Annotated in this window: 22 protein-coding genes; 8 read left to right on the top strand and 14 right to left on the bottom strand. The window is 55.8% G+C overall.

All coding sequences use genetic code 11. The features are described from left to right. Positions 1–4: 4 nt before the first annotated feature. Positions 5–475, bottom strand: a complete 471-nt coding sequence (creA, locus tag AAHF05_RS03160; protein WP_028016612.1) for a protein CreA — start codon at positions 473–475, stop codon at positions 5–7. 212 nt (positions 476–687) lie between these two features. Here creA and robA point away from each other — a divergent pair, with 212 nt between their 5' ends. Then, a complete protein-coding gene (robA, locus tag AAHF05_RS03155; protein WP_028016611.1) occupies positions 688–1,557 on the top strand; it encodes an MDR efflux pump AcrAB transcriptional activator RobA in 870 nt (289 codons plus the stop codon). On the opposite strand, the gene gpmB is transcribed toward robA, so the two are convergent. Beyond that, on the bottom strand, positions 1,554–2,201 hold the full coding sequence (gene gpmB / locus AAHF05_RS03150) for a 2,3-diphosphoglycerate-dependent phosphoglycerate mutase GpmB (RefSeq protein WP_048989680.1): 648 nt from the start codon (positions 2,199–2,201) through the stop codon (positions 1,554–1,556). The genes robA and gpmB overlap by 4 nt on opposite strands. A gap of 52 nt (positions 2,202–2,253) precedes the next feature. On the opposite strand from gpmB, the gene yjjX reads away from it, so the two are divergent. Next, positions 2,254–2,769 (top strand): inosine/xanthosine triphosphatase, encoded by a 516-nt coding sequence (gene yjjX, locus AAHF05_RS03145; RefSeq protein ID WP_129323961.1) that lies wholly within the window; start codon positions 2,254–2,256, stop codon positions 2,767–2,769. Here the strand turns inward: yjjX and trpR are convergent. Together trpR and sltY are read right to left on the bottom strand one after the other, a co-directional pair. Further along, positions 2,760–3,089, bottom strand: coding sequence for a trp operon repressor (gene trpR, locus AAHF05_RS03140; protein WP_049005221.1), 330 nt, complete (start codon positions 3,087–3,089; stop codon positions 2,760–2,762). The two genes, yjjX and trpR, sit on opposite strands and share 10 nt — an antisense overlap. 55 nt (positions 3,090–3,144) lie before the next feature. Continuing rightward, a complete protein-coding gene (gene sltY / locus AAHF05_RS03135; RefSeq protein WP_049005325.1) occupies positions 3,145–5,082 on the bottom strand; it encodes a murein transglycosylase in 1,938 nt (645 codons plus the stop codon). Positions 5,083–5,308: 226 nt separating this feature from the next. Between sltY and ettA the strand changes: the two genes are divergently transcribed. Then, positions 5,309–6,976: an energy-dependent translational throttle protein EttA gene (gene ettA, locus AAHF05_RS03130; RefSeq protein WP_028016606.1), complete on the top strand. Its 1,668-nt coding sequence runs from the start codon at positions 5,309–5,311 to the stop codon at positions 6,974–6,976. Between the two features lie 42 nt (positions 6,977–7,018). Here the strand turns inward: ettA and AAHF05_RS03125 are convergent, their stop codons facing one another. Next, positions 7,019–7,918: a LysR family transcriptional regulator gene (locus AAHF05_RS03125; RefSeq protein WP_028016605.1), complete on the bottom strand. Its 900-nt coding sequence runs from the start codon at positions 7,916–7,918 to the stop codon at positions 7,019–7,021. 108 nt (positions 7,919–8,026) lie between these two features. Between AAHF05_RS03125 and AAHF05_RS03120 the strand changes: the two genes are divergently transcribed. Beyond that, positions 8,027–9,028, top strand: a complete 1,002-nt coding sequence (locus AAHF05_RS03120) for a zinc-binding alcohol dehydrogenase family protein (RefSeq protein WP_049005220.1) — start codon at positions 8,027–8,029, stop codon at positions 9,026–9,028. 54 nt (positions 9,029–9,082) lie between these two features. Here AAHF05_RS03120 and nadR read toward each other — a convergent pair whose 3' ends face one another. The 3 genes from nadR to serB are packed head-to-tail and all read right to left on the bottom strand — an operon-like array spanning position 9,083 to position 12,716. Beyond that, positions 9,083–10,315: a multifunctional transcriptional regulator/nicotinamide-nucleotide adenylyltransferase/ribosylnicotinamide kinase NadR gene (gene nadR / locus AAHF05_RS03115; RefSeq protein ID WP_049005219.1), complete on the bottom strand. Its 1,233-nt coding sequence runs from the start codon at positions 10,313–10,315 to the stop codon at positions 9,083–9,085. Between the two features lie 35 nt (positions 10,316–10,350). Beyond that, complete coding sequence (radA, locus tag AAHF05_RS03110; protein ID WP_014068810.1) at positions 10,351–11,736, bottom strand: DNA repair protein RadA; 1,386 nt, start codon at positions 11,734–11,736, stop codon at positions 10,351–10,353. Positions 11,737–11,747: 11 nt separating this feature from the next. Then, positions 11,748–12,716, bottom strand: coding sequence for a phosphoserine phosphatase (gene serB / locus AAHF05_RS03105; RefSeq protein WP_028016602.1), 969 nt, complete (start codon positions 12,714–12,716; stop codon positions 11,748–11,750). Between the two features lie 117 nt (positions 12,717–12,833). Between serB and AAHF05_RS03100 the strand changes: the two genes are divergently transcribed. Both AAHF05_RS03100 and lplA read left to right on the top strand, forming a co-directional pair. Continuing rightward, positions 12,834–13,478, top strand: coding sequence for a YtjB family periplasmic protein (locus AAHF05_RS03100; RefSeq protein ID WP_028016601.1), 645 nt, complete (start codon positions 12,834–12,836; stop codon positions 13,476–13,478). Between the two features lie 39 nt (positions 13,479–13,517). Then, positions 13,518–14,534 carry a lipoate--protein ligase LplA gene (gene lplA / locus AAHF05_RS03095; protein WP_049005218.1) on the top strand — a complete coding sequence of 339 codons (1,017 nt, stop codon included), beginning with the start codon at positions 13,518–13,520 and terminating at the stop codon, positions 14,532–14,534. A 49-nt stretch (positions 14,535–14,583) separates the two neighbouring features. Here lplA and deoD read toward each other — a convergent pair whose 3' ends face one another. The 4 genes from deoD to deoC all read right to left on the bottom strand — a co-directional run bounded on the left by deoD (position 14,584) and on the right by deoC (position 18,827). Further along, positions 14,584–15,306: a purine-nucleoside phosphorylase gene (gene deoD / locus AAHF05_RS03090; RefSeq protein ID WP_028016599.1), complete on the bottom strand. Its 723-nt coding sequence runs from the start codon at positions 15,304–15,306 to the stop codon at positions 14,584–14,586. 88 nt (positions 15,307–15,394) lie between these two features. Further along, a complete protein-coding gene (gene deoB, locus AAHF05_RS03085; RefSeq protein WP_028016598.1) occupies positions 15,395–16,618 on the bottom strand; it encodes a phosphopentomutase in 1,224 nt (407 codons plus the stop codon). Between the two features lie 52 nt (positions 16,619–16,670). Beyond that, positions 16,671–17,993 carry a thymidine phosphorylase gene (gene deoA, locus AAHF05_RS03080; protein ID WP_049005216.1) on the bottom strand — a complete coding sequence of 441 codons (1,323 nt, stop codon included), beginning with the start codon at positions 17,991–17,993 and terminating at the stop codon, positions 16,671–16,673. A 54-nt stretch (positions 17,994–18,047) separates the two neighbouring features. After that, complete coding sequence (deoC, locus tag AAHF05_RS03075; RefSeq protein WP_032666764.1) at positions 18,048–18,827, bottom strand: deoxyribose-phosphate aldolase; 780 nt, start codon at positions 18,825–18,827, stop codon at positions 18,048–18,050. A gap of 262 nt (positions 18,828–19,089) precedes the next feature. On the opposite strand from deoC, the gene AAHF05_RS03070 reads away from it, so the two are divergent. Beyond that, entirely contained in the window at positions 19,090–20,637 is a 1,548-nt protein-coding gene (locus tag AAHF05_RS03070; protein ID WP_129323963.1) for a YjjI family glycine radical enzyme, read from the top strand. Continuing rightward, positions 20,612–21,472: a YjjW family glycine radical enzyme activase gene (locus AAHF05_RS03065; protein ID WP_129323964.1), complete on the top strand. Its 861-nt coding sequence runs from the start codon at positions 20,612–20,614 to the stop codon at positions 21,470–21,472. Before AAHF05_RS03070 ends, AAHF05_RS03065 begins: the two co-directional genes overlap by 26 nt. Here the strand turns inward: AAHF05_RS03065 and AAHF05_RS03060 are convergent. Beyond that, on the bottom strand, positions 21,467–22,249 hold the full coding sequence (locus AAHF05_RS03060) for a TatD family hydrolase (protein ID WP_049008465.1): 783 nt from the start codon (positions 22,247–22,249) through the stop codon (positions 21,467–21,469). The two genes, AAHF05_RS03065 and AAHF05_RS03060, sit on opposite strands and share 6 nt — an antisense overlap. Continuing rightward, the gene (locus AAHF05_RS03055) at positions 22,246–23,298 is read right to left on the bottom strand and encodes a patatin family protein (protein WP_032666763.1); all 1,053 of its coding nucleotides are present in this window, start codon (positions 23,296–23,298) and stop codon (positions 22,246–22,248) included. Before AAHF05_RS03055 ends, AAHF05_RS03060 begins: the two co-directional genes overlap by 4 nt. Between the last annotated feature and the right edge of the window lie 106 nt (positions 23,299–23,404).

The following is a 23,404-nucleotide window of genomic DNA, read 5'->3' as shown; positions in this document are numbered from 1 at the left end:
TGAATTAACGCCACGGCATGATTGGCACCGCGCTAATCGCATTTTTCGGTGAACCTTCCACCACTTTGTCGGAATAGGCCAGGTAAGCCAGGGTGTTGCGTTTCGCATCATAGAAACGTACTACCTGCAGCTTTTTAAACACCAGCGAGGTGCGTTTCTGGAACACCACGTCGCCCTGTGCTTTACCGTTCTTAATTTTATCGCTTAACTCAACCGGGCCCACCTGCTGGCACGAAATAGCCGCATCGGAGGTATCTTCCGCCAGCCCCAGGCCACCTTTGATACCGCCGGTTTTCGCCCGGCTGACATAGCAGGTGACGTTCTTCACGTCCGGATCGTCAAACGCCTCGACCACAATTTTGTGGTCCGGGCCAAACATTTTGAACACGGTATCGACGGAACCAATCTGTTCTGCCTGCGCCACGCGCCCGACCATCAGCATCAACGCGGTGAAGATCAAAGTCTTGTATTTCATATTGTTACCATTCTTTAAAATTACACTGGGCGATTATTCAACACTTTAGACAAAAATGTAGCAAGATCACAGGATTAGAATATATTTGCCCACAATGTGCTCCAAAAAGCATGAATGCGCAAAAAAAAACACTGAATGCTAAAACATCAAAAAATGCTATTATCCGCTAACCTGTTATCAGGCACCTGCTGTTTTAAGGATGAGGATAGTATATGGATCAGGCTGGAATTATTCGCGACCTGCTCACCTGGCTGGAAGGTCATCTCGACCAGCCTTTGTCACTGGATAATGTGGCGGCTAAAGCAGGCTATTCCAAGTGGCATCTGCAAAGGATGTTCAAGGATGTCACCGGTCATGCTATCGGGGCCTATATTCGCGCGCGTCGTCTGTCTAAGTCTGCTGTGGCATTGCGCCTTACGGCACGGCCGATTCTGGATATTGCCCTGCAATATCGTTTCGATTCGCAGCAAACCTTCACCCGAGCCTTTAAAAAACAGTTCTCGTTAACGCCAGCGCTTTATCGTCGCTCGCCTGACTGGAGCTCGTTTGGTATGCGTCCACCGCTGCGTCTGGGCGAGTTCGCGATGCCAAAATACGAAATTGTCACGTTGCCTGAAACCCATCTGATCGGTACGACGCAGAGCTACTCCTGTTCTCTGGAGCAGATTTCTGAGTTCCGTCATCAGATGCGCGTTCAGTTCTGGCGCGACTTCCTGAGCCACGCCCCGGCGATCCCGCCGATTCTGTATGGCCTCAACGAAACGCATCCAAGTCAGGAAAAAGACGACGAGCAGGAGGTGTTCTACACCACCGCGCTGACCCCAGAGATGGCCAATGGCTATATTCAGGGTTCGAAGCCTGTCGTGCTCGAAGGCGGCGAATACGTGATGTTCGCCTATGAAGGGCTGGGAACGGGCGTTCAGGAGTTTATCCTGACCGTTTACGGAACCTGCATGCCTATGCTGAATCTGAATCGCCGTAAAGGTCAGGACATTGAGCGCTACTACCCGGCGCAGGATGCCAAACCGGAAGAAGGCCCAATCAATCTGCGTATGGAATTCTTAATTCCGATTCGTCGTTAACGCTGCAGTTCGTCAAGTGCAGGGGCATCGAGATGCGAAATGTCCCCTGCCATCTCCACCACCCACCCCGACGCCAGCCATGCGCTTTCCTGGTAATCAATCCGGGAAATGGAGCAGTTGCGCAGACGCAAACGGCGTTCAGCGTAAGCCGGTAACCCCAGAATGGTGCTCACCAGGCAACCCAACGCAATCCCGTGACTCACCAGCAGCGGACGGCTTCCCGCCGGAAGCTTCAGGCATTCCGCGAGTGCGGCATGCATACGAACGCTCAGCTCTTGCATGGATTCGCCTTCAGGAATACGGCCATCTTCGGTACCGTTAACCAGCGTACGACGCCAGCCCTCCTCCTTCTCCGTCAGCGTATCAATATGGCGTTTTTCCAGTACGCCCATATCCAGCTCGCGCAGGCGCGGCTCAAGCATGACGTCACAGCCACAGGCGTCCGCGATGATGCGTGCCGTCTGCTGTGTGCGACCGAGATCGCTGGTGATAACGTGGGTGATGCCCAGCGTTCGGGCGCGTTCCGCCACCTGCCACGCTTGCTGTACCCCCTTTTCAGTGAGGGGACTGTCTGACTGGCCTTGAATACGTCGCTCGGCGTTCCACTGCGTTTCACCGTGGCGAACAAGGTATACCTGTAACATGCTTTTTTTCCGTTATACTGCGATGAGTTTTTTTTTCGAATCGAGCTTAATTATGCACCATGTTGTCTCTGCTACCACTAATCCTGCCAAAATTCAGGCAATTCTAAGGGCATTTGAAGAGATCTTCGGCGAAGGATCCTGCCATATTGATGCCATCGGCGTCGAGAGTGGTGTTCCTGAACAGCCGTTTGGCAGCGAGGAAACGCGGGCTGGCGCACGAAATCGCGTGGCAAATGCCAAAATTGCGGTGCCTGAGGCTGACTTCTGGGTGGCGATTGAAGCGGGTATCGACGAAGGCGCAACCTTTAGCTGGGTGGTGATCGAAAGCCGCGAGCAACGTGGTGAAGCGCGCTCGGCTACCCTCCCTCTGCCAGAGATCATTCTGGAAAAAGTCCGTGCGGGTGACGCGCTGGGGCCGGTGATGTCACAGTACACCGGCATTGATGAGATTGGCCGTAAAGAAGGGGCTATTGGCGTCTTTACTGCAGGCGCACTGACGCGTTCAGGCGTTTACCACCAGGCGGTGATCCTGGCCTTAAGCCCGTTCCATAACGCGATTTATCGCTGATCGCCCAACAGCACAGACTCAAGCCACTGACGCAGCTCAACCGGTGCCGATTTCAGGCTGTTCGATCCGCGGGTAATCGTTGCGATACCCGCGCCCAGCTCAGTTTTGAGTTCACGCTGGCTCATTTCGCCGCGCAACAGCTCTTCAATGATCCGCACGCGCGTGCCCAGCGCTTCACGCTCATCTGGCGTGAGCATCAGCTGCATAAGGGGCAAATGCAAATCCTGATCGTAAGACTGGCGGAGCAACTCCACAAAACGAAGCCACTCCTGATGACGTTGTTCGGCCATTGCCGAGGAATACGGGGAATGCTGGGTCATGTTATGCTGCCTCTTGTACTCATTAGCGAGTACAGCATAACACAACCCGCGCCGATCAGTAACGTCTCTGCCACTCGGCATCGCTCATCAGGGTATCTTTCTGCCCCATGAAGTAGCGATAGTATGCGTCATACGCCAGCACGTTCTTCACGTAGCCACGCGTTTCCGAAAACGGAATACTCTCGACAAACGCCACGGCATCGATACGTCCGGCGCTGTTGCCAAGCCAGGTGCGCACGCGACCAGGGCCCGCGTTATACGCCGCAGACGAGAAGATACGGTTGTTACCGAACTGCTGATAAACATACTGCAGGTAGCTGGTACCGATATTGATGTTGGTATCCGGATCGAGAAGCTGTGACGGGCTGCTGTACCCCGGGATATTAAACATCTTCACCGTGTGCGTTGCCGTGCCCGGCATGATCTGCATCAGACCGCTGGCACCCACCGGAGAACGAACTTTCGGGTTCCAGGCACTCTCCTGACGGGCAATCGCCATCGCATAGCTTTGCGGGATATCTTTACCGCTGGTATAGCGATCGAACAGATCTTTGTAAGCCAGCGGGAAACGCTCTTCGAGATGATCCCACAGCTTACCGGCGATCGTGGCCTGCACGCTCAGATCCCACCAGTGGTTATCAAACGCATAGCGGGCAAGCTGAGCTTTCTCGTCAGTACTACGGCTGGTGACCAGATTCGCCCACTCGCTGCGCGCGGTGTTATCCATATTCCAGTACATTAGCTCGCGAACGCGCGCCATTTCAGGCCCCTGCGTCAATGCAGGGTTCGCATTGGCTGGCGCTTTATCAATGCGGAAGGTGTACTCTTCTCCCAGGCGTTGCGCGGCCGCCATCGGGTAGAACCCGCGCTGCTGCATCAGCGTATGGAGGATCTCTTTCGCTTCCTCATCACGTCCTCGCTCCATCAGCAGATCGGCCTGCCAGTAGCGCCATTCGTCTTTCTCTTTCGCTTCCATCGGCAGGCGCGCAAGCCAGGTATTGAGCCCACGACGATCGCCTGAGCCCAGCGCCATTCGCACGCGACGTTCCACCAGCGACATGGAGTTCGAACGCATAATGGCATCGTCTCGCCAGCGCGCCTGTTCGTCAGTCACATCCGTGCCCATCAGTCGCCACGCCACAATATCGCGCAACTCCTGGGTTTGCTCTTCGTTAAGTTGCTGCGCCTGCACCAGCTGCGGGATCATCAGCCGCGCGTTTTCCACATCGTCACGCGCCACGCTGGCAAAGGCTACCGCTGCCATCTGGCGGGTAAAATCGGTCGCGCCTGTGCTGCGGGCAAAGGTCAGCACCGAGTTAGGATCGTTGGCCAGCCCAATCACCGCAGTGGAAATGGTTTGATAATCCGATGGCATCTGCCCTGCCAGCGCGGTGACCAGACGCGTGTTTCCGGCTTTCATCGCCAGGCGAATACGCTCCAGATACGCCAGTGGATCTTGCTTGCCAGAGGCGCGCCAGGCACCAAAGAGAGAGTCGCAGGCATTGGGCTGATTTTTACCGGTCAACCACAGATCTTTGGCACCGTTCCACGCCTCTTCCTGCTGCCCCGTGGCCCATTTTGCGTAGTAATAGTTACACTGCGCTTCCGTGGTGTTCGGTTTTTCAGGGCTGAAAGCCAACAGCCCGCGCCAGTCTTCACGACGAGCCAGTTCATTCACAAAACGAGACTGTAGCGTCCGCGCGGGAGGCAGGGTTGGGTTAGCCTGAATGAAATTATTCACCGCGACGGTCGGTTGATTCATGAGATCGTCAGTTAGCTGGCGATACTCCAGATACGGATACAGAGGGTAATCCTTCAGTGTCGGCATCAGCGCCTGCACGGTATCCATCTGCTTGTTGTCCCACGCCTGTTTGATCTGGGCGTAGCGATTACGTTGTTCATCCAGTGAATCGGCATGCACCGCCTGGCTTACCGCCATTACGCATACGCTGGCAGCGAGCAGACGCCAGACCACCTGTTTGGCTTTTTCCACAAGCTCTTCCTCTTTGTTTTTCGTCAATTGCAGCGTCTTGCCACGTCAAAGTCTAATCAACTTATGCTAACCAGGCATCCTGCAACGCGCCACGTCATGGACACTTTTTTACCTTTCTTGCGCGTTTTAACACTCCCGACGTTCCTGGCTGGGATTAGGTCGTGAAAAAGGCTACACTTCGAGGCTGAAATTCCTTCTCATTACGATAAAAGAGGCGAAGTCCAACGTGGCTCAATTCGTTTATACCATGCATCGTGTCGGCAAAGTTGTCCCGCCGAAACGTCATATTCTTAAAAATATCTCGCTGAGCTTCTTCCCGGGCGCAAAAATCGGTGTTCTGGGTCTCAACGGTGCCGGTAAGTCCACCCTGCTGCGCATCATGGCCGGCATCGATACAGACATCGAAGGTGAAGCCCGTCCGCAGCCTGGCATCAAGATTGGTTACCTGCCGCAGGAACCTCAGCTGAACCCGGAACACACCGTCCGCGAATCCGTTGAAGAAGCGGTGTCCGAAGTGGTTAACGCCCTGAAAGGTCTGGATGAAGTGTATGCCAAGTATGCCGAGCCGGATGCTGACTTCGATAAACTGGCTGCTCAGCAAGGCAAGTTTGAAGAAATTATCCAGGCGCACGACGGTCATAACCTGAACGTGCAGCTGGAGCGCGCCGCTGACGCCCTGCGTCTGCCGGACTGGGATGCAAAAATCGCTAATCTGTCCGGTGGTGAACGCCGCCGTGTAGCGCTGTGCCGCCTGCTGCTGGAAAAACCAGACATGCTGCTGCTCGACGAACCAACCAACCACCTGGATGCAGAATCCGTGGCGTGGCTGGAGCGCTTCCTGCACGACTTCGAAGGCACCGTTGTGGCGATTACCCACGACCGTTACTTCCTCGACAACGTCGCAGGCTGGATCCTGGAGCTGGACCGTGGTGAAGGTATTCCATGGGAAGGTAACTACTCCTCCTGGCTGGAGCAGAAAGATCAGCGTCTGGCGCAGGAAGCCTCTCAGGAAGCGGCGCGTCGCAAGTCTATTGAGAAAGAGCTGGAGTGGGTTCGTCAGGGCGCGAAAGGCCGTCAGTCTAAGGGCAAAGCCCGTCTGGCACGCTTCGAAGAGCTGAACAACACCGAATACCAGAAACGTAACGAAACCAACGAACTGTTTATTCCACCTGGAGCACGTCTGGGGGATAAAGTGGTTGAAGTCAGCAATCTGCGTAAGTCTTACGGCGATCGCCTGCTGATCGACGATCTGAGCTTCTCTGTGCCGAAGGGCGCGATTGTCGGGATCATCGGTCCGAACGGCGCGGGTAAATCCACCCTGTTCCGCATGATGTCCGGTCAGGAACAACCTGACAGCGGCTCTATCACCCTGGGTGAAACCGTGAAGCTGGCGTCCGTTGACCAGTTCCGTGACGCGATGGATAACAGCAAAACCGTGTGGGAAGAAGTGTCCGGCGGTCTGGATATCATGCGTATCGGCAACACAGAGATGCCAAGCCGCGCCTATGTTGGCCGCTTTAATTTCAAAGGCACCGACCAGGGCAAACGCGTAGGCGAGCTGTCCGGTGGTGAGCGCGGTCGTCTGCACCTGGCGAAACTGCTGCAGGTGGGCGGTAACGTTCTGCTGCTCGATGAACCAACCAACGACCTGGACATCGAAACCCTGCGCGCGCTGGAAAACGCCCTGCTGGAGTTCCCGGGCTGCGCGATGGTGATCTCGCACGACCGTTGGTTCCTGGACCGTATCGCGACCCACATCCTGGACTACCAGGACGAAGGTAAGGTGGAGTTCTTCGAAGGTAACTTCACCGAATACGAAGAGTACAAGAAACGCACGCTGGGCGCAGACGCGCTGGAGCCGAAGCGTATTAAGTACAAGCGTATTGCTAAGTAAGTGTCTAAAAAGCCGGGTGGCGCTCACGCTTACCCGGCTTGTTTATTTGCCCACGTAATACCGCTTCACCTCATCGAACTGCATCGCAAACTCGATATAGCTCATCAGCGCAGGCGAATTCAGCTTGCGGCTCGGATAGGCCAGCCACAGGTCATTCCCCTCGACATTCCACTCAGGCAGCACTTTTACCAACGCGCCCTTCTCCACCTTATCTTCCAGCAGAAAAGCAGGCAGCAACGTAATGCCGGCGCCAGCAATCGCGCACTCACGCGCGTACACCAGGTTATCCGTCATATGGGCGTTATCCGGCAGATAGCGGTAATCCTCACTCTCGCTTCGCAGCAGCCATTCAGACCAGGCTTTGTGGGTAATACAGCGGTGCTCCACCAACTGGCGGGGATGCGTCAGCGGCTCCCGACGCGCGAGATATTCGGGCGAGGCCAGCATAAAGCGCGGACAGTGCCCGATCATCCGGCCAATCAGGGAGGAGTCCTGTGGCTTGCCGGTACGCAGCGCCACGTCAAATCCAGCCTCGACCAGATCCACCACGTCGTCAGAGATCGACACATCCAGCGACACGTCAGGAAAGCTCAACTGGAACTCGGCGTTCATATGCGCCAGCAGCGTCGCGCCAATCCCTGCCGGGCAGGTGATCCTTAGCCGCCCACTCGGGTTTTCGCGCAGCCGCTGAATGGCGTACTCCGCACGCTCGCTGGCTGCCAGCATCTCGCGGCAGTGCACCAGATAGTGCTCGCCCGCAAACGTCAGGTTCAGCCTGCGCGTGGTACGGTTAAGCAGACGGATCCCCACCTGCTGCTCAAGCTGGCTAATGCGCTGGCTGACGCTGGATTTCGGCAGTTCGGCCTTCTGCGCCGCAGCGGTAAAACTTCCCATCTCTGCCACCAGCGCAAACAGCGCCATATCCTGCAGCTGTTTAAACATGATTGTTCACCCTGTACGAACGCTGAGTTCTCGATTGTCCATCTTATCATGCAGCTGTCCACTTAATAGACTAGCCTCAACAAAACGCATTCCATTGAGGAGCACACCATGTCCGTTAAAGCCATTGCCGTTAACCCATCGAACCCTTCAGCCTTTATTGAGATTGCTCAACCGATGCCGCAACCCGGCGAGCACGACCTGCTGGTCGAGGTGAAGGCCGTTTCCATCAACCCGGTCGATACCAAAGTGCATGCCAGTATTGCCAGAAACGGTCTGCAGGAGCCGCGTATTCTCGGCTGGGATGCCAGCGGTATTGTTAAATCCGTTGGCGCTGGCGTTAGCGGATTTAAACCGGGCGATGCGGTGTGGTATGCAGGGGATATCACCCGCCCTGGCAGCAACACTACCCACCAGTTGATCGATGCGCGTATCGTCGGGCACAAACCAGCCAACCTCGGTTGGGCCGCCGCAGCCGCATTGCCACTGACCGCCCTGACAGCCTGGGAAGGATTATTCGAGCGGCTGAACATTCAGAATGCCGACGCGGATAAAACGCTGTTGATTATCGGCGGTGCGGGTGGCGTAGGATCGCTGGCGATCCCGTTTGCGAAGCACAACAGCAAGGTGAAGATCATTGCGACGGCGTCAAGAGAGGATTCCGCCCAGTGGTGCCGCGATCGCGGTGCTGATGCGGTGGTGAACTACCGCGACCTGAAAGGTGAACTGGCAAAACAGGGGATCACCTTTGTGGATTACATTTTCATTCTCAACGACACCGATGGCCACTGGGATGCGGTCAGTGAGCTGATTGCACCACAGGGGCATATCTGCTCCATCGTTGAGAACGCGCATCCGCTGAACCAGGATAAGCTGAAATCAAAATCTGCCGCCCTGCACTGGGAATTTATGTACACCCGCAGCATGTACCAGACTGCCGATATGGCACGTCAGGGGGAGATCCTCAATGAGGTGGCGAAACTGGTAGATAACGGTGTGGTAGAGAGTTCGCTGAGTGAAACATTGCACGGGCTGAGCGTGGAAAGCATTACCGAGGCGCACCGTAAAGTGCTGGACGGGCATATGCGCGGGAAAGTGGTGGTTGAATTCTGAGTGGTCTGATTCCCTCACCCAGGCCCTCTCCCTTCGGGAGAGGGCGGTTAACGCTTACCCCTGCTCCCCCATCATCTCCTTCACCAGCTCGACGCAGCGCAGGAAACGGGAGTCGTAGTCTGACTCTTCAACATGCACAAACTCAATGTTGTTCTCATTGAGCATATCCACCAGCATGGTCTGGAATTCCCGCCTGTCCACGGAGCTGCCGAGGCTGCGCATCCCGTCAGCCACCCACGGGGTGTTGTTTTCCAGCAGGATCACCAGGTCAAAGCGGTATTCATCAATCAGCGCCTGCACGAACGGGTGCTCACGCCCTTCATACTTTTTACAAAACGCCTGGGTGGTGACGAAATCAGTATCAATGAATGCCACTTTATTCGCGTATTTCACCGCGAAATCAATGTACTGGGCATGACCGAGCGCGATTTTGTCGTAGTCGGAATACTGCAGCGCCATCTCGTCGCCGCCGAGGTGCGAGAAGACATAATCGCGGCCATATTCCCACGCGCTGGTGGTGTTGAAGATATTCGCCAGTTTGTTAACCAGCGTTGATTTCCCGCTCGACTCACCGCCCAGAATGGCGACGGTGCGCACAAAGAACGGTTTCACTTCAGTTGGGATGTAATCCCAGTAGCGGAACGGGTTTTCGCGGATTTGCGCCCCGCTGATATTCATAAACGTCCGTTTCGGATCAATCAGCACCGTTTCAATACCCAGATGCTCGCGGAACTGCGGCGCGTCTGACTCTTCAGAGGTGTAGATCCAGTTCGGGGTGATGCCCTTCTCTTCCATGAACGCTTTGACGCCGTTGCTCCACACGTCCCAGCCGTGTGGATACGGTTCCATGCCCTCTTCATTAAAGGCATGGATGCGGATATTTTTCTGATATTTGAAGGTCTGAAGTAGCCAGCGCAGACGGTCCGGCACGGTCGGCTGCTGCGACATGGCACTGTCTTCAAACAGCTGGCGATCGCGGGTTTCGTCATACCCCATGATGATGTGCAGCTCGTCAACCTGGCTACAGGCGCGCTGAATCAGATAGATGTGCCCGGTATGCAGCGGGTAAAATTTGCCGAATACCACGCCGATATTCTTTTGCATACGCGGGAATTCCAGCCCCAGAAAGCGATGTAACGCCTCCAGCTTTTGCGCGCTGGGACTTTTGATTTTGGCGTTCAGCAGTTGGCTAAGGTAGCCTTTGGTCATTCCGCTGGCGTCCGCCACCTGCTGTAACGTGCAGCCCTTCTGGCGGATTGCGGTCTTAATGTAGTCAAATGATGACATAAATTACGGTGCCTCCTGCAAAATCGAATACGTAATTATAAGTCGTCAAAGACATTTAACGCATCTGCGAGTTTCTTAACGCCAAAAACCTGCATCCCTTCCGGGATTTTTTTCGGCACGTTAGCGGCGGGTACAATCGCCCGGCGGAAGCCGTGTTTTGCCGCCTCGGAGATACGCTCCTGGCCGCTTGGCACCGGACGGATCTCTCCAGCCAGACCGACCTCACCAAATACCACCAGATCCTGCGGCAGCGGCCTGTCTCGCAGGCTGGAGACCATCGCCAGCAGCAATGCGAGGTCTGCACTGGTCTCAGTGACTTTAACGCCGCCCACCACGTTAACGAAGACGTCCTGATCCGCCATCTGCAGCCCGCCGTGACGGTGCAGCACCGCCAGCAGGATCGCCAGGCGGTTCTGTTCCAGACCGACCGCCACGCGCCGTGGGTTGCCCATCATCGACACGTCCACCAGCGCCTGAATTTCAACGAGCAGCGGGCGCGTCCCTTCCCACAGCACCATCACCGAGCTGCCGGAGGTTATTTCATCGCCGCGACTCAGGAAGATGGCCGACGGGTTGCTGACTTCGCGCAGCCCCTGCTCGGTCATGGCAAATACGCCCAGTTCGTTCACCGCCCCGAAGCGGTTTTTATGGCTACGCAGGGTACGGAAGCGGGAATCTGCGTCGCCGTCGAGCATCACGGAGCAGTCGATACAGTGTTCGAGCACCTTCGGCCCCGCCAGCGAGCCGTCTTTGGTGACGTGGCCGACCATCACAATCGCCACGCCGCGCGTTTTGGCAAAGCGCGTCAGGTAGGCCGCGGTTTCACGCACCTGCGCAACGCTACCCGGCGAAGACTGAATATCCGCCATGTGCATCACCTGGATGGAGTCGATCACCATCAGCTTCGGCTGCTCTTCTTCGGCGATCATGCAGATCTGCTCGATGCTGGTTTCGGAGAGCATGTTCAGGTTGCCGGTCGGCAGGCCCAGACGGTGCGCGCGCATTGCTACCTGCTGCAGGGACTCTTCCCCCGTGACGTACAGGGTTTTCATCTGCTCGGCGAGCTTACAGAGCGTTTGCAGCAGCAGGGTCGACTTACCCGCGCCCGGGTTACCGCCGATCAGGATGGCGCTGCCCGGCACCACGCCGCCGCCGAGCACGCGGTCAAACTCTTTGAACCCGGTGGAGAAGCGCGGCAGCTCTTCGAGGCTGATATCCGAGAGCTTTTGCACCTTCGCCACGCCCGCGTTACCGGCGTAACCGCTCAGGCGCTCGTTGCGCGCCACGCTCGGCGAAGCCGCCACACCACGCACTTCGGTGATGGTGTTCCAGGCATGACAGGCGCTGCATTGCCCCTGCCAGCGCGGATAATCCGCACCACATTCATTACAGACAAATGCGCGTTTTGGAGCTTTCGCCACGGTTTACCTCGTTATTTCTGATTAAGGCTGCCAGAGAGAATGCAGAACACTCCCATCAAGTCAGCATGACGGATAGTGACTTCCGTCTTTTCGTTCACTTTCGGCTTAGCATGATAGGCAATGCCAAGCCCGGCGGCTTTGATCATCGGCAGGTCGTTCGCGCCATCGCCGATGGCGACAGTCTGGACGTGCGGAATTTCATATTTTTCCGCCAGACGGGTCAGGGTGTTGGCTTTGTACTGAGCATCCACGATATCGCCGATCACCTGGCCGGTCAGCTTGCCATCCATGATCTCCAGCTCGTTGGCCACAACGGTGGTCAGATGCAGTTTTTCCCGCAAATAATCCGCGAAGAAGGTGAAGCCACCGGAGGCGATCGCGACTTTCCAGCCTAACGACTGCAGCTTCAGTACCAGCTGCGTCAGCCCAGGCATCAGCGGCAGCACGTCGCGTACCTGACGCAGAATGTTGGCATCGGCCCCTTTCAGGGTCGCCACGCGCTGTCTCAGGCTGGCGGTGAAGTCCAGTTCTCCGCGCATCGCACGCTCGGTGACTTCCGCCACCAGATCGCCGCTGCCTGCCAGTTTCGCAATCTCGTCAATACACTCGATCTGAATGGCGGTAGAGTCCATATCCATCACCAGCAGGCCCGGCGTTTTCAGGTGAGGAATTTTACCCAGCGGGGCAACGTCCAGCCCGGCGTCATGCGCCAGGCGTGTCGCACGTTGCGTCAGGGAGCCTGCCAGACGAATGACCTGATAATCCTCGACACACCAGGCAGCGACAATGACCATCGCAGCACCCAGTTTGGTTTGATATTGGGTAAGGCGTTGCTTATCCAGGCCGCGTCCGTACAGCAGCCAGCCGCTACGGCCAGCGTGGTAATCCAGAGGCATCACCTCATCGCCACTAAGAGAGAGCGGCAATCCTGGCCATAAAGAGACATCCGTTGGCAGGTCACACCAGGTAATGTTCGGCATTAAAGCTCCTGTAATTTCGTTCGCGCCGGAAGGTTCCAGAGGGAAAATAACGCATGAGGCTACCTTGTAACCATCACTTCTGGCAACATTAAGCCCTAAATTTTCAGCAGGTGGAATATGGCTCGCGCAAAACTGAAATTCCGGCTTCATCGCGCCGTGATTGTCCTTTTCTGTCTCGCACTCCTCGTGGTGCTGATGCAGGGGGCGTCGTGGTTTAGCCAGAATCATCAACGGCAACGTAACCCACAGTTTGAAGAGCTGGCCCGCACGCTGGCGCGTCAGGTGACACTCAACGTCGCACCCTATATGCGTACCGAGACGCCGGACGATAAACGAATCGGTCAGGTCTTACGTCAGCTCACTGAAAACAGTCGTATTCTGGATGCGGGCGTTTATGACGAGCAAGGAGACCTGATTGCCCGCGCAGGCGAACATGTCGACGTGCGCGACAGGCTGGCGCTGGACGGCAAAAAAGCCGGAGGCTATTTCAACCAGCAGATTGTCGAACCTGTCCAGGGCAAAAATGGCCCACTGGGGTATCTGCGTATGACGCTCGACACCCACACCCTGCCAACCGAAGCTAAACAGGTGGATAACACCACCAATATTCTCCGCCTGATGCTGCTGCTCTCTCTGGCAATTGGCGTCGTGCTGGCGCGCACGCTGCTTCAGGGCAAACGCACCCGCTGGCAACAGTCGCCGTTCCTGCTGACCGCAAGCAAGTCTATCCCCGAAGAGGAAGAGAGCGAGAAGAAAGATTAATGATAAAGTAGGCGGACGACCCGGAAAAGGAACTCTGCCATGACGACGTTACGCCTGCTTATCTCTGACTCTTACGATCCCTGGTTTAATCTCGCGGTAGAAGAGTGCATCTTCCGCCAGATGCCCGCCACCCAACGTGTACTGTTTCTCTGGCGCAACGCGGATACGGTGGTCATCGGTCGTGCGCAAAACCCGTGGAAAGAGTGCAATACGCGGCGTATGGAAGAGGACAACGTCCGCCTGGCGCGCAGAAGCAGCGGCGGCGGCGCGGTGTTTCACGATCTGGGCAATACCTGCTTTACCTTTATGGCGGGCAAACCGGAGTACGACAAAACCATCTCAACATCCATCGTCCTGAACGCCCTGAATGCGCTCGGCGTGACGGCAGAGGCCTCCGGGCGTAACGACCTGGTGGTGAAAACCGCTGAAGGCGACCGGAAAGTTTCGGGCTCAGCTTATCGCGAAACGATGGATCGCGGCTTCCACCACGGCACCCTTCTTCTGAATGCCGATCTCAGCCGCCTGGCGAACTACCTGAACCCGGACAAGAAAAAGCTGCAGGCCAAAGGGATTACCTCCGTTCGCGGACGCGTGGCAAATCTGGTGGAACTGCTGCCGGGGATTACTCACGAGCAGATTTGCGATGCGATCCGTGACGCTTTCTTTGAACATTACGGCGAGCGCGTGGAAGCAGAAGTGATCTCCCCAGACAAAACCCCGGATCTGCCCAACTTTGCCGAGACGTTTGCCCGTCAGAGCAGCTGGGAGTGGAACTTCGGTCAGGCTCCTGCATTTTCTCATCTGCTGGATGAGCGTTTTACCTGGGGCGGCGTGGAGCTGCATTTTGACGTGGAGAAAGGCCATATCACCCGCACGCAGGTGTTTACCGATAGCCTGAATCCGGCACCACTGGAAGCACTTGCGGCACGTTTACAGGGCTGTTTGTATCGGGCGGATATGCTGCAACAGGAATGCGAGGTGTTGATCGAGGATTTCCCGGAGCAGGAAAATGAGCTGCGGGAGCTCTCAGCGTGGATTGCACAGGCCGTGCGCTAGGTGCGGTCTGGTACCCTCTCCTAACGGGAGAGGGTCGGAAGAGACAGAATTACTCTTTATCGCCCAGCAGAACGGATTCCAGCGCGATTTTGATCATGTCGTTGAAGGTGGTCTGACGCTCGGCAGCGGTGGTCTGCTCGTGGGTACGGATATGGTCAGACACGGTGCAGATGGTCAGCGCTTTCGCACCAAACTCAGCCGCCACACCGTAGATGCCCGCAGCTTCCATTTCCACACCCAGGATGCCGTATTTTTCCATCACGTCGAACATCTCGCCGCCGTCTGGCGCATAGAACAGGTCAGCAGAGAAGAGGTTACCTACGCGAGCGTCAACGCCCAGCGCTTTTGCTGCGTCAACGGCGTTACGCACCATGCCAAAGTCTGCAATCGCAGCAAAGTCATGATCTTTGAAACGCATGCGGTTGACTTTGGAATCGGTGCAGGCACCCATACCAATGACCACATCACGCAGTTGAACGTCCATGCGCACAGCGCCGCAGGAGCCCACACGGATGATTTTCTTCACGCCGAAATCGGTGATCAGCTCTTTGGTGTAGATGGAGCAGGATGGGATACCCATACCGTGGCCCATAACGGAGATTTTGCGGCCTTTGTAAGTCCCGGTGAAGCCCAGCATGCCGCGAACGTTATTCACTTCACGCACGTCTTCGAGGAAAGTTTCTGCAATGTGCTTCGCGCGCAGCGGGTCACCCGGCATCAATACGACGTCAGCGAAATCACCCATTTCTGCGTTAATGTGAGGAGTTGCCATCTTCAGTTCCTTTTAAATTGTTTATTCTTTTCACCCTCTCCCTGTGGGAGAGGGTTGGGTGAGGGCATCAGACCGCACCCAACATGATTCAGAACATGGCCTTGCCATATTCCATGTCGGACGTACCAAAGTATTTCGCCAGGGTCTGGCCGATATCCGCGAAGCTTTCACGGTGACCAAGGGAGCCTGGTTTCACTTTCGGGCCGTACACCAGCACAGGAATGTGCTCACGGGTGTGATCGGTACCGGTCCAGGTTGGGTCACAGCCGTGGTCCGCAGTCAGGATCAGAATGTCATCTTCACCCACCAGCTCCATCAGCTCCGGCAGGCGGCGGTCGAACAACTCCAGGCCCGCTGCATAACCGGCAACATCACGACGGTGGCCCCAGGAAGAGTCGAAGTCGACGAAGTTGGTGAAAACAATGGTCTTGTCACCCGCCTCTTTCATCTCTTTGATGGTGGCATCAAACAGCGCGTCCAGGCCGGTGGCTTTCACTTTCTTGGTGATGCCGCAGTTGGCGTAGATATCCGCAATTTTACCCACGGACACCACGTGACCGTCTTTCTCTTCAACCAGCTTCTGCAGCACGGTTGGTGCCGGTGGCTCAACGGCCAGATCGTGACGGTTACCGGTACGCTGGAAGTTACCCGCTTTGTCGCCGATAAACGGACGTGCGATAACGCGACCAATGTTGTATCCGCCTTCGGTCAGCTCTTCACGGGCGATTTCGCACAGCTCGTAAAGTTTATCCAGGCCGTAGGTTTCTTCGTGGCAGGCAATCTGGAACACGGAGTCAGCAGAGGTATAGAAAATCGGTTTGCCGGTTTTCATGTGCTCTTCACCGAGCTCATCCAGGATCACGGTACCGGAAGAGTGGCAGTTACCGAGGTAGCCCGGCAGGTTTGCGCGCTTAACCAGCTTGTCCAGCAGTTCCTGCGGGAAGCTGTTCTGATGATCGGAGAAGTAGCCCCAGTCGAACAGAACCGGCACACCGGCGATTTCCCAGTGTCCAGACGGGGTGTCTTTACCGGAAGAAAGCTCGTGAGCCCATGCGTAGGCACCCACCACTTCCGCGTTGCCGTCCATACCTGCTGCAATTTTACCGGTAGAACCTTCATGCGCTTTCACCAGACCCAGGCGGGTCAGGTTGGGTAGAGTCAGAGGGCCTTTACGACCTTTATCCGCTTCGCCTTTGGCACAGGCTTCCGCGATGTGACCCATGGTATCGGAACCCACGTCACCAAAACGTTCTGCATCTTCGGTTGCGCCGATGCCGAATGAGTCCAGCACCATAATAAATGCACGTTTCATAATTGTTCTCCGTACGTAGTGCTTAAAAATGATTGATCAGATCAGTATACCGCTATTCAGTGATACGACGATAGACCGTTGGTGTGCTTTCCGGTGCTTTATCGTCGAGTGTAATGGCCGCTTTAACCGCTTTCGCCGCTTCCTGCCAGCTGGCTTCATCTTTGGCGTGGATCACCGCCAGCGGACGTTGTCCGTCGACGCTGTCGCCCAATCGGGCCATATCGGTAAAGCCGACGCTGTAATCAATCATGTCCGATGCCTGGCGACGACCGCCGCCCATTGAGACAACCGCCATGCCGAGTGCACGGGTATCCATGGCTGAGACAAAGCCTTCGCTATCGGCATAAACCGCTTTACTGAGCGTCGCCGTTGGCAGGTATTTCGCGTAGTTTTCCACGAAATCGGTTGGACCTTTCTGCGCCGCCACCATGCGACCAAAGATCTCCGCCGCTTTGCCGTTATCCAGCACCGCCTGCAGTTTCGCGCGCGCGTCTGCATCATCTTTGGCAAGCTTGCCGGAGATTAACATCTCAACGCACAGTGCCATGGTGACGTCGAACAGACGCGGGTTGCGGTATTCACCGGTCAGGAATTGTACGGCTTCACGCACTTCAACCGCATTACCTGCACTGGAGGCCAGAACCTGGTTCATGTCGGTGAGCAGTGCAGTGGTGCGCACGCCGGCACCGTTGGAGACGCCAACGATCGCTTCGGCAAGCTGGGCAGAAAGTTCATAGGTTGGCATAAACGCGCCGCTACCTACTTTTACATCCATCACCAGCGCGTCCAGCCCTTCGGCCAGTTTCTTCGCCAGAATAGAGGCGGTGATCAGCGGGATGGAGTCAACGGTCGCGGTGATATCGCGGGTGGCATAGAAACGCTTATCTGCCGGAGCAAGAGAGCTGGTCTGGCCGATAATCGCCACACCAACGTCTTTAATAATGTCGCGGAAGCGGTTGTCATCCGGGAAGATATCGAAGCCCGGAATGGCTTCCAGTTTGTCGAGCGTACCACCGGTATGGCCGAGGCCGCGCCCGGAGATCATCGGGATGTAACCCCCACAGGCCGCCACCATTGGGCCGAGCATCAGGGAAGTCACATCACCTACGCCACCTGTGGAGTGCTTGTCCACAATCGGGCCGTTAAGGTTCAGGCTCTTCCAGTCCAGAACGGTTCCTGAATCTCGCATCGCCATCGTCAGCGAGACCCGCTCAGGCATCGACATATCGTGGAAGAAAATGGTCATCGCCAGCGCAGCGATCTGCCCTTCAGAGACGGTGTTATCACGAATGCCGTTGATAAAGAAGCGGATCTCTTCGTCGCTTAATGCATGACCATCACGTTTTTTACGAATAATTTCTTGTGCGAGAAACACGGTAACCTCCCGAAATAAGCCGGGATCGCTTCGCGTCACCCGGCAATTCAAACCTTAGTAGCTGCTTGCGCTCTTACCATCGCCGTGACCCAGCGCTTTCAGCAGGCTGGCCAGCAGGCTGGATGCGCCAAAGCGATAGTGACGGGAATCTGCCCATTCAGCGCCGAACAGTTCATCCGCGATAGCCAGGAACTGCTGTGCATCTTCAGCGGTGCGTACGCCGCCCGCAGGTTTAAAACCAACCGTTTTGGACACGCCCATATCGCGGATAACTTCCATCATGATGCGTGCGCTTTCCGGGGTGGCATTCACTGGCACTTTACCGGTAGAGGTTTTGATGAAATCAGCACCCGCCTTGATGGAGATTTCAGATGCTTTACGAATCAGGGCTTCTTCTTTCAGCTCACCGGTTTCGATGATCACTTTCAGCAGTACGTTTGCCGCAGCACACGCATCTTTACAGGCTTTCACCAGGTCAAAACCGACCTGCTCGTTACCCGCGATCAACGCACGGTATGGGAATACCACGTCAACTTCATCTGCACCGTAAGCAATAGCTGCGCGAGTTTCTGCCAGCGCAATCTCGATATCGTCGTTGCCGTGCGGGAAGTTAGTCACGGTTGCAATACGCACGTCCGGCGTGCCCTGCTCTTTCAGCGTTTTACGGGCAATCGGGATAAAGCGCGGGTAGATACAGATAGCAGCGGTGTTACCGACGGGCGTTTTCGCCTGATGGCACAGGGCGATGACTTTTTCATTGGTGTCGTCATCGTTCAGGGTGGTCAGGTCCATCAGTTTCAACGCGCGCAGGCTGCTTGCAGTTAAATCGGTCATAACATTCTCCAACGGCAGTGCCGTATAAATTTTACCTTGCGGGTCTGTGAGTATTCTAACATTCACCCGCATCCACACTTCGACATTCATCACAGTTAATGAAAACTACGTACAAATTTGCATTACTGTAATGAGATCTTCTTCAAATTTTATCGTGCTAATTGCTGACGAAAGCAGCAATACCCCCTGTCGGATCAAAAGCCCCAACAGATGTGCTTCCTACAATCCGTTCATCATCCGCAGAATAAACAAGGAAGCGATCATGTCCCACTCCAGCCCCGACGCCCTGCAACAACGTTGCCAGCACATTGTGACAAGCCCGGTGTTAACCCCGGAACAAAAACGTCATTTCCTGGCGCTGGAAGCGGAAAACAACCTGCCTTATCCGGAACTCCCTCAGGCAGCGCGCGCCGCGCTGGACGAGGGATTTATCTGCGACATGTTCGAAGGCCATGCGCCTTACAAACCCCGCTATGTTCTGCCGGATTACGCAAAATTTTTGGCTAACGGCTCAGAATGGCTGGAGCTGGAAGGCGCGAAAGACCTGGATGACGCTCTTTCACTACTCACCATTCTTTACCACCATGTGCCATCCGTAACATCCATGCCTGTCTATCTGGGTCATCTCGATGTGTTACTGCAATCGTATGTTAGAATTCTAACACAAGAAGAGATTGATAGCAGAATAAAACGTTTCTGGCGCTATCTCGACCGAACGCTGCCGGATGCGTTTATGCACGCAAACATCGGGCCTGCTGACGGCCCCATCACCCGTGCCATTCTGCGTGCCGATGCAGAACTGAAGCAGGTCGTGCCGAACCTCACCTTTATCTACGACCCAGATATTACCCCGGACGATTTGCTGCTTGAGGTGGCAAAAAACATATGTGAATGCAGTAAACCGCATATTTCTAATGGCCCAATTAATGATAAAATTTTCACAAAAGGCCGTTACGGCGTTGTGAGTTGTTACAACTCCCTGCCGCTTGCGGGCGGTGGCAGCACCCTGGTACGCCTTAACCTCAAAGCCATTGCTGAACGCAGCACTTCCATTGAAGACTTCTTCACCCGCACGCTCCCGCATTACTGCCAGCAGCAAATTGCTATCATCGATGCACGCTGCGATTTCCTGTACGAGCAATCTGGCTTCTTTGAGAATAGCTTCCTGGTAAAAGAGGGACTGATTGATGCCGATCGGTTTGTGCCGATGTTTGGGATGTACGGTCTGGCAGAAGCAGTGAACATACTTTGCGAAAAGGAAAGTATTGCGGGGCGCTACGGTAAAGACGAGCAGGCCAACGCGCTGGGCTACCGCATCAGCGGGCAGCTTGCGGCATTTGTGGAAAACACGCCGGTGAAACACGGCTGGAAGCACCGCGCGATGCTCCACGCGCAGTCGGGGATCAGCTCTGACTCCGGCACGACACCGGGAGCGCGTCTGCCCTATGGGGATGAACCGGATCCGATCAACCATCTGCTGGCCGTAGCGCCGCATCATAAATACTACCACTCAGGGATCAGCGATATTTTGACCCTGGATGAGACGGTAAAACGCAACCCGCAAGCGGTGGTTCAGCTATGTCTTGGTGCGTTCAGAGCCGGTATGCGTGAATTCACCGCGAACGTAGCCGGTAACGATCTGGTACGCGTGACCGGGTATATGGTGCGCTTGTCAGATCTTGAAAAATACCGTGAAGCCGGATCGCGTACTAATACCACGTGGCTTGGAGAAGAAGCCGCGCGTAACACCCGCATCCTCGAACGTCAGCCGCGCGTGATTAGCCATGAACAGCAGATGCGCTTTAGTTAGTCAGGTTATCCCTTTCTCCTGCGTGGACGGGCCGGGCAGCCGCCTGGCTCTTTTCCTGCAGGGATGTAACCTGCGTTGTAAAACCTGCCACAACCCGTGGACCATCGGGCGCTGCAACGACTGCGGTGACTGCGTACCCCACTGTCCGCACGAAGCGCTGACCATTCATGCCGGGCGCGTCTGGTGGCAGGAGAGTGACTGCCAGCAGTGCGACACCTGCCTCCGCCAGTGCCAGCAGCAGGCAACGCCCATGGCGCATCGCTTTAGCGTAGAGGAGATCCTCGCGCAAATCCGCAGAGCTGCGCCCTTTATTGAGGGTATTACGGTGAGTGGCGGTGAGGCTACCACGCAACTTCCTTTTCTGATCGCGCTTTTCACGGCGATCAAAACGGATCCCACACTGGGTCATCTAAGCTGCCTGGTGGACAGCAATGGCCTGTTAAGTGAAACCGGCTGGCAGAAACTCCTGCCGGTGCTGGATGGCGCGATGCTGGATCTAAAAGCATGGGGAAATGAGCATCACCGTTTCCTGACCGGACGCGAAAACCCACAGATTAAACAAAGCATTCGCTGGCTGGCCGATCGTCACCGTTTGACGGAACTGCGCTTACTGGTCATCCCGGATCGGTGCGATTATCTGGAACAGATCAAACCGCTGACGACATTTATCCACGGGCTTGGAAACGTCCCGGTGCGAATCAACGCGTTTCATGCGCAGGGGGTTTATGGCGAAGCGGCGTCATGGCGCAGCGCTACACCGGAAGACGTTGAGCCGCTGGCGCTCGCGCTGGAAAAACAGAAGATAACCGTGATCCGCCCGGCACTTTATCTATAGTGTGATACCAAATACCGAACGCGTATTCTCAAGCAAGGCATCAGCAATCACCTCTTCTGGCTCATCGCGCAGCTCGCACAACGTGGCAAACACGCGCGCCGCCTGTTCCGGGCGATTCGGCTGGCCCTGAAAACCATTCAGCGGCATATCCGGCGCGTCGGTTTCCAGCAGAAGCGCCGACAGCGGCAGCTGTGCCATTACGTCCCGGGTTTTACTGGCGCGCGGATAAGTGATGGTGCCACCCACGCCAATTTTATAGCCCAGTTCGGTAAAACGCTGCGCCTGCTGCAGGCTGCCGGAGAAACCGTGTACGACACCTCTCCGTGGTAGATCGATGCGTTTCAGGTGCATCGCCAGCTTATCGTGCGTGCGTCTTGAGTGGAGGATCACGGGCAGATCGTAACGCTTGGCCAGCCTGAGCTGCGCATCAAGGATCGTCTGCTGACGCTCAAACTGCGGCTCCTCACGGTAAAGATCGAGGCCAATCTCACCGATGGCGACAAGTTTGTCTCCTGCGGTCTGCAGTACCTCATCAAGCCTCTCAATGTGCTCATCAAGATGTCGCTCAATGACAATCGGATGGAGGCCGAGCGCGGCATAGAGCGCGGGATGTCGTGTGGCAAGCTCCAACACACGGGAAAAGTAAGCAGCTTCCACTGACGGCACAATGATGGCCTGAACGCCTGCTTCGGCAGCTTTCGCAATACTTTGCTCTTCATCCCCCGTAAACGGCGGAAAATCAAAGTGGCAGTGGGTATCGACAAAGCAGTGCGTCACGCCAGATCCTCGTTATCCAATAGAGCGTCATTCGCCTGCGGAATATCCACCAGCGGCATCGTCAGAGCATCGTTAGCGACAATCGCAGGCGGCATAATAATACGTTTATGCCGATGTAGCGGTGGTTGCTCCGCCAGCATTTTCCCCACCGTCGCCAGGAAATAACGGCCGCACAGCCGGCCCGTTTTATAATCTGCACGCAATGCCGGGACGCGGCTACCCAGCGCCATACTGACCAGCGGCTTAGGTGGATAGATTTCAAAAATACGCAGTTTTCCCGGCGGTTTTTCAATGAAACGCTGCATCGCGCCGTAGGTAGTTTCATGCTGTTTAGCGATGTTCACCAGCGGTTGCAGGCTGCTGTCGCCTAACCAGCGCTCCATACGTTTAAACCACTGCGGGGTGTAGTACATTTGCGACGGTACGGTACGGATCACCACAATAGTTTTCGCTCCGCGCCGGGCAGCTTCCTGCACTGGCACTGCGTCACTGATCCCCCCATCCAGATAACTGATGCCATCCAGCTGCGCACCGGTACGATAAAAACCGGGAATGGCACTCGAGGCACGAATGATATCCAGCCAGTTCTCCTTCTGCGGAGAGAAATACCCCGGTGAATAATCATCTCCCCGGCTGGCACACATCCAGAATTCTTTCCCGCCATCAAACAGGCGCGCTGCAGTGTCCATAGCCAGCGGCATCTGGCTGGAGGTGGATTCCAGCAGCCAGTCGAGATCGATCAGATTGCCGCCACGCACAAAGCGTACCGGATTAAAAAATTCTTTCGCCGTGGTATAGCGCATTATCACTTTTCGCGCATAACCAGGCTGGTTACAGACATAGGCAGACAGATTCTGCGCCCCGGCTGAGGTGCCGAAGTAAAGGTCAAACGGGTTGAACTGCGCGCGCATAAATTCATCCAGCACACCCGCAGTGAAAATGCCACGCTGCCCGCCCCCCTCACAGACCAGCGCGAGCTGGCCTGCACGAAACGGCTTTAACGTTAGCGGCGCGATATTGCCGAGCGTAACGGGAATTCGTTGCCCCACCTCTGCCTTCCTGTTCTGGTTATTCTGTAACAACACAGTAACGCACACGACCTGCAACGCAAATAAGAAAAAGCCAGTCGCAGTGACTGGCTTTTTTTTGTTGAAG

The organism is Enterobacter adelaidei (assembly GCF_041937165.1).
GTDB classification, from domain to species: Bacteria; Pseudomonadota; Gammaproteobacteria; order Enterobacterales; family Enterobacteriaceae; genus Enterobacter; species Enterobacter adelaidei.
This window is presented reverse-complemented; position numbering and strand designations above follow the sequence as displayed.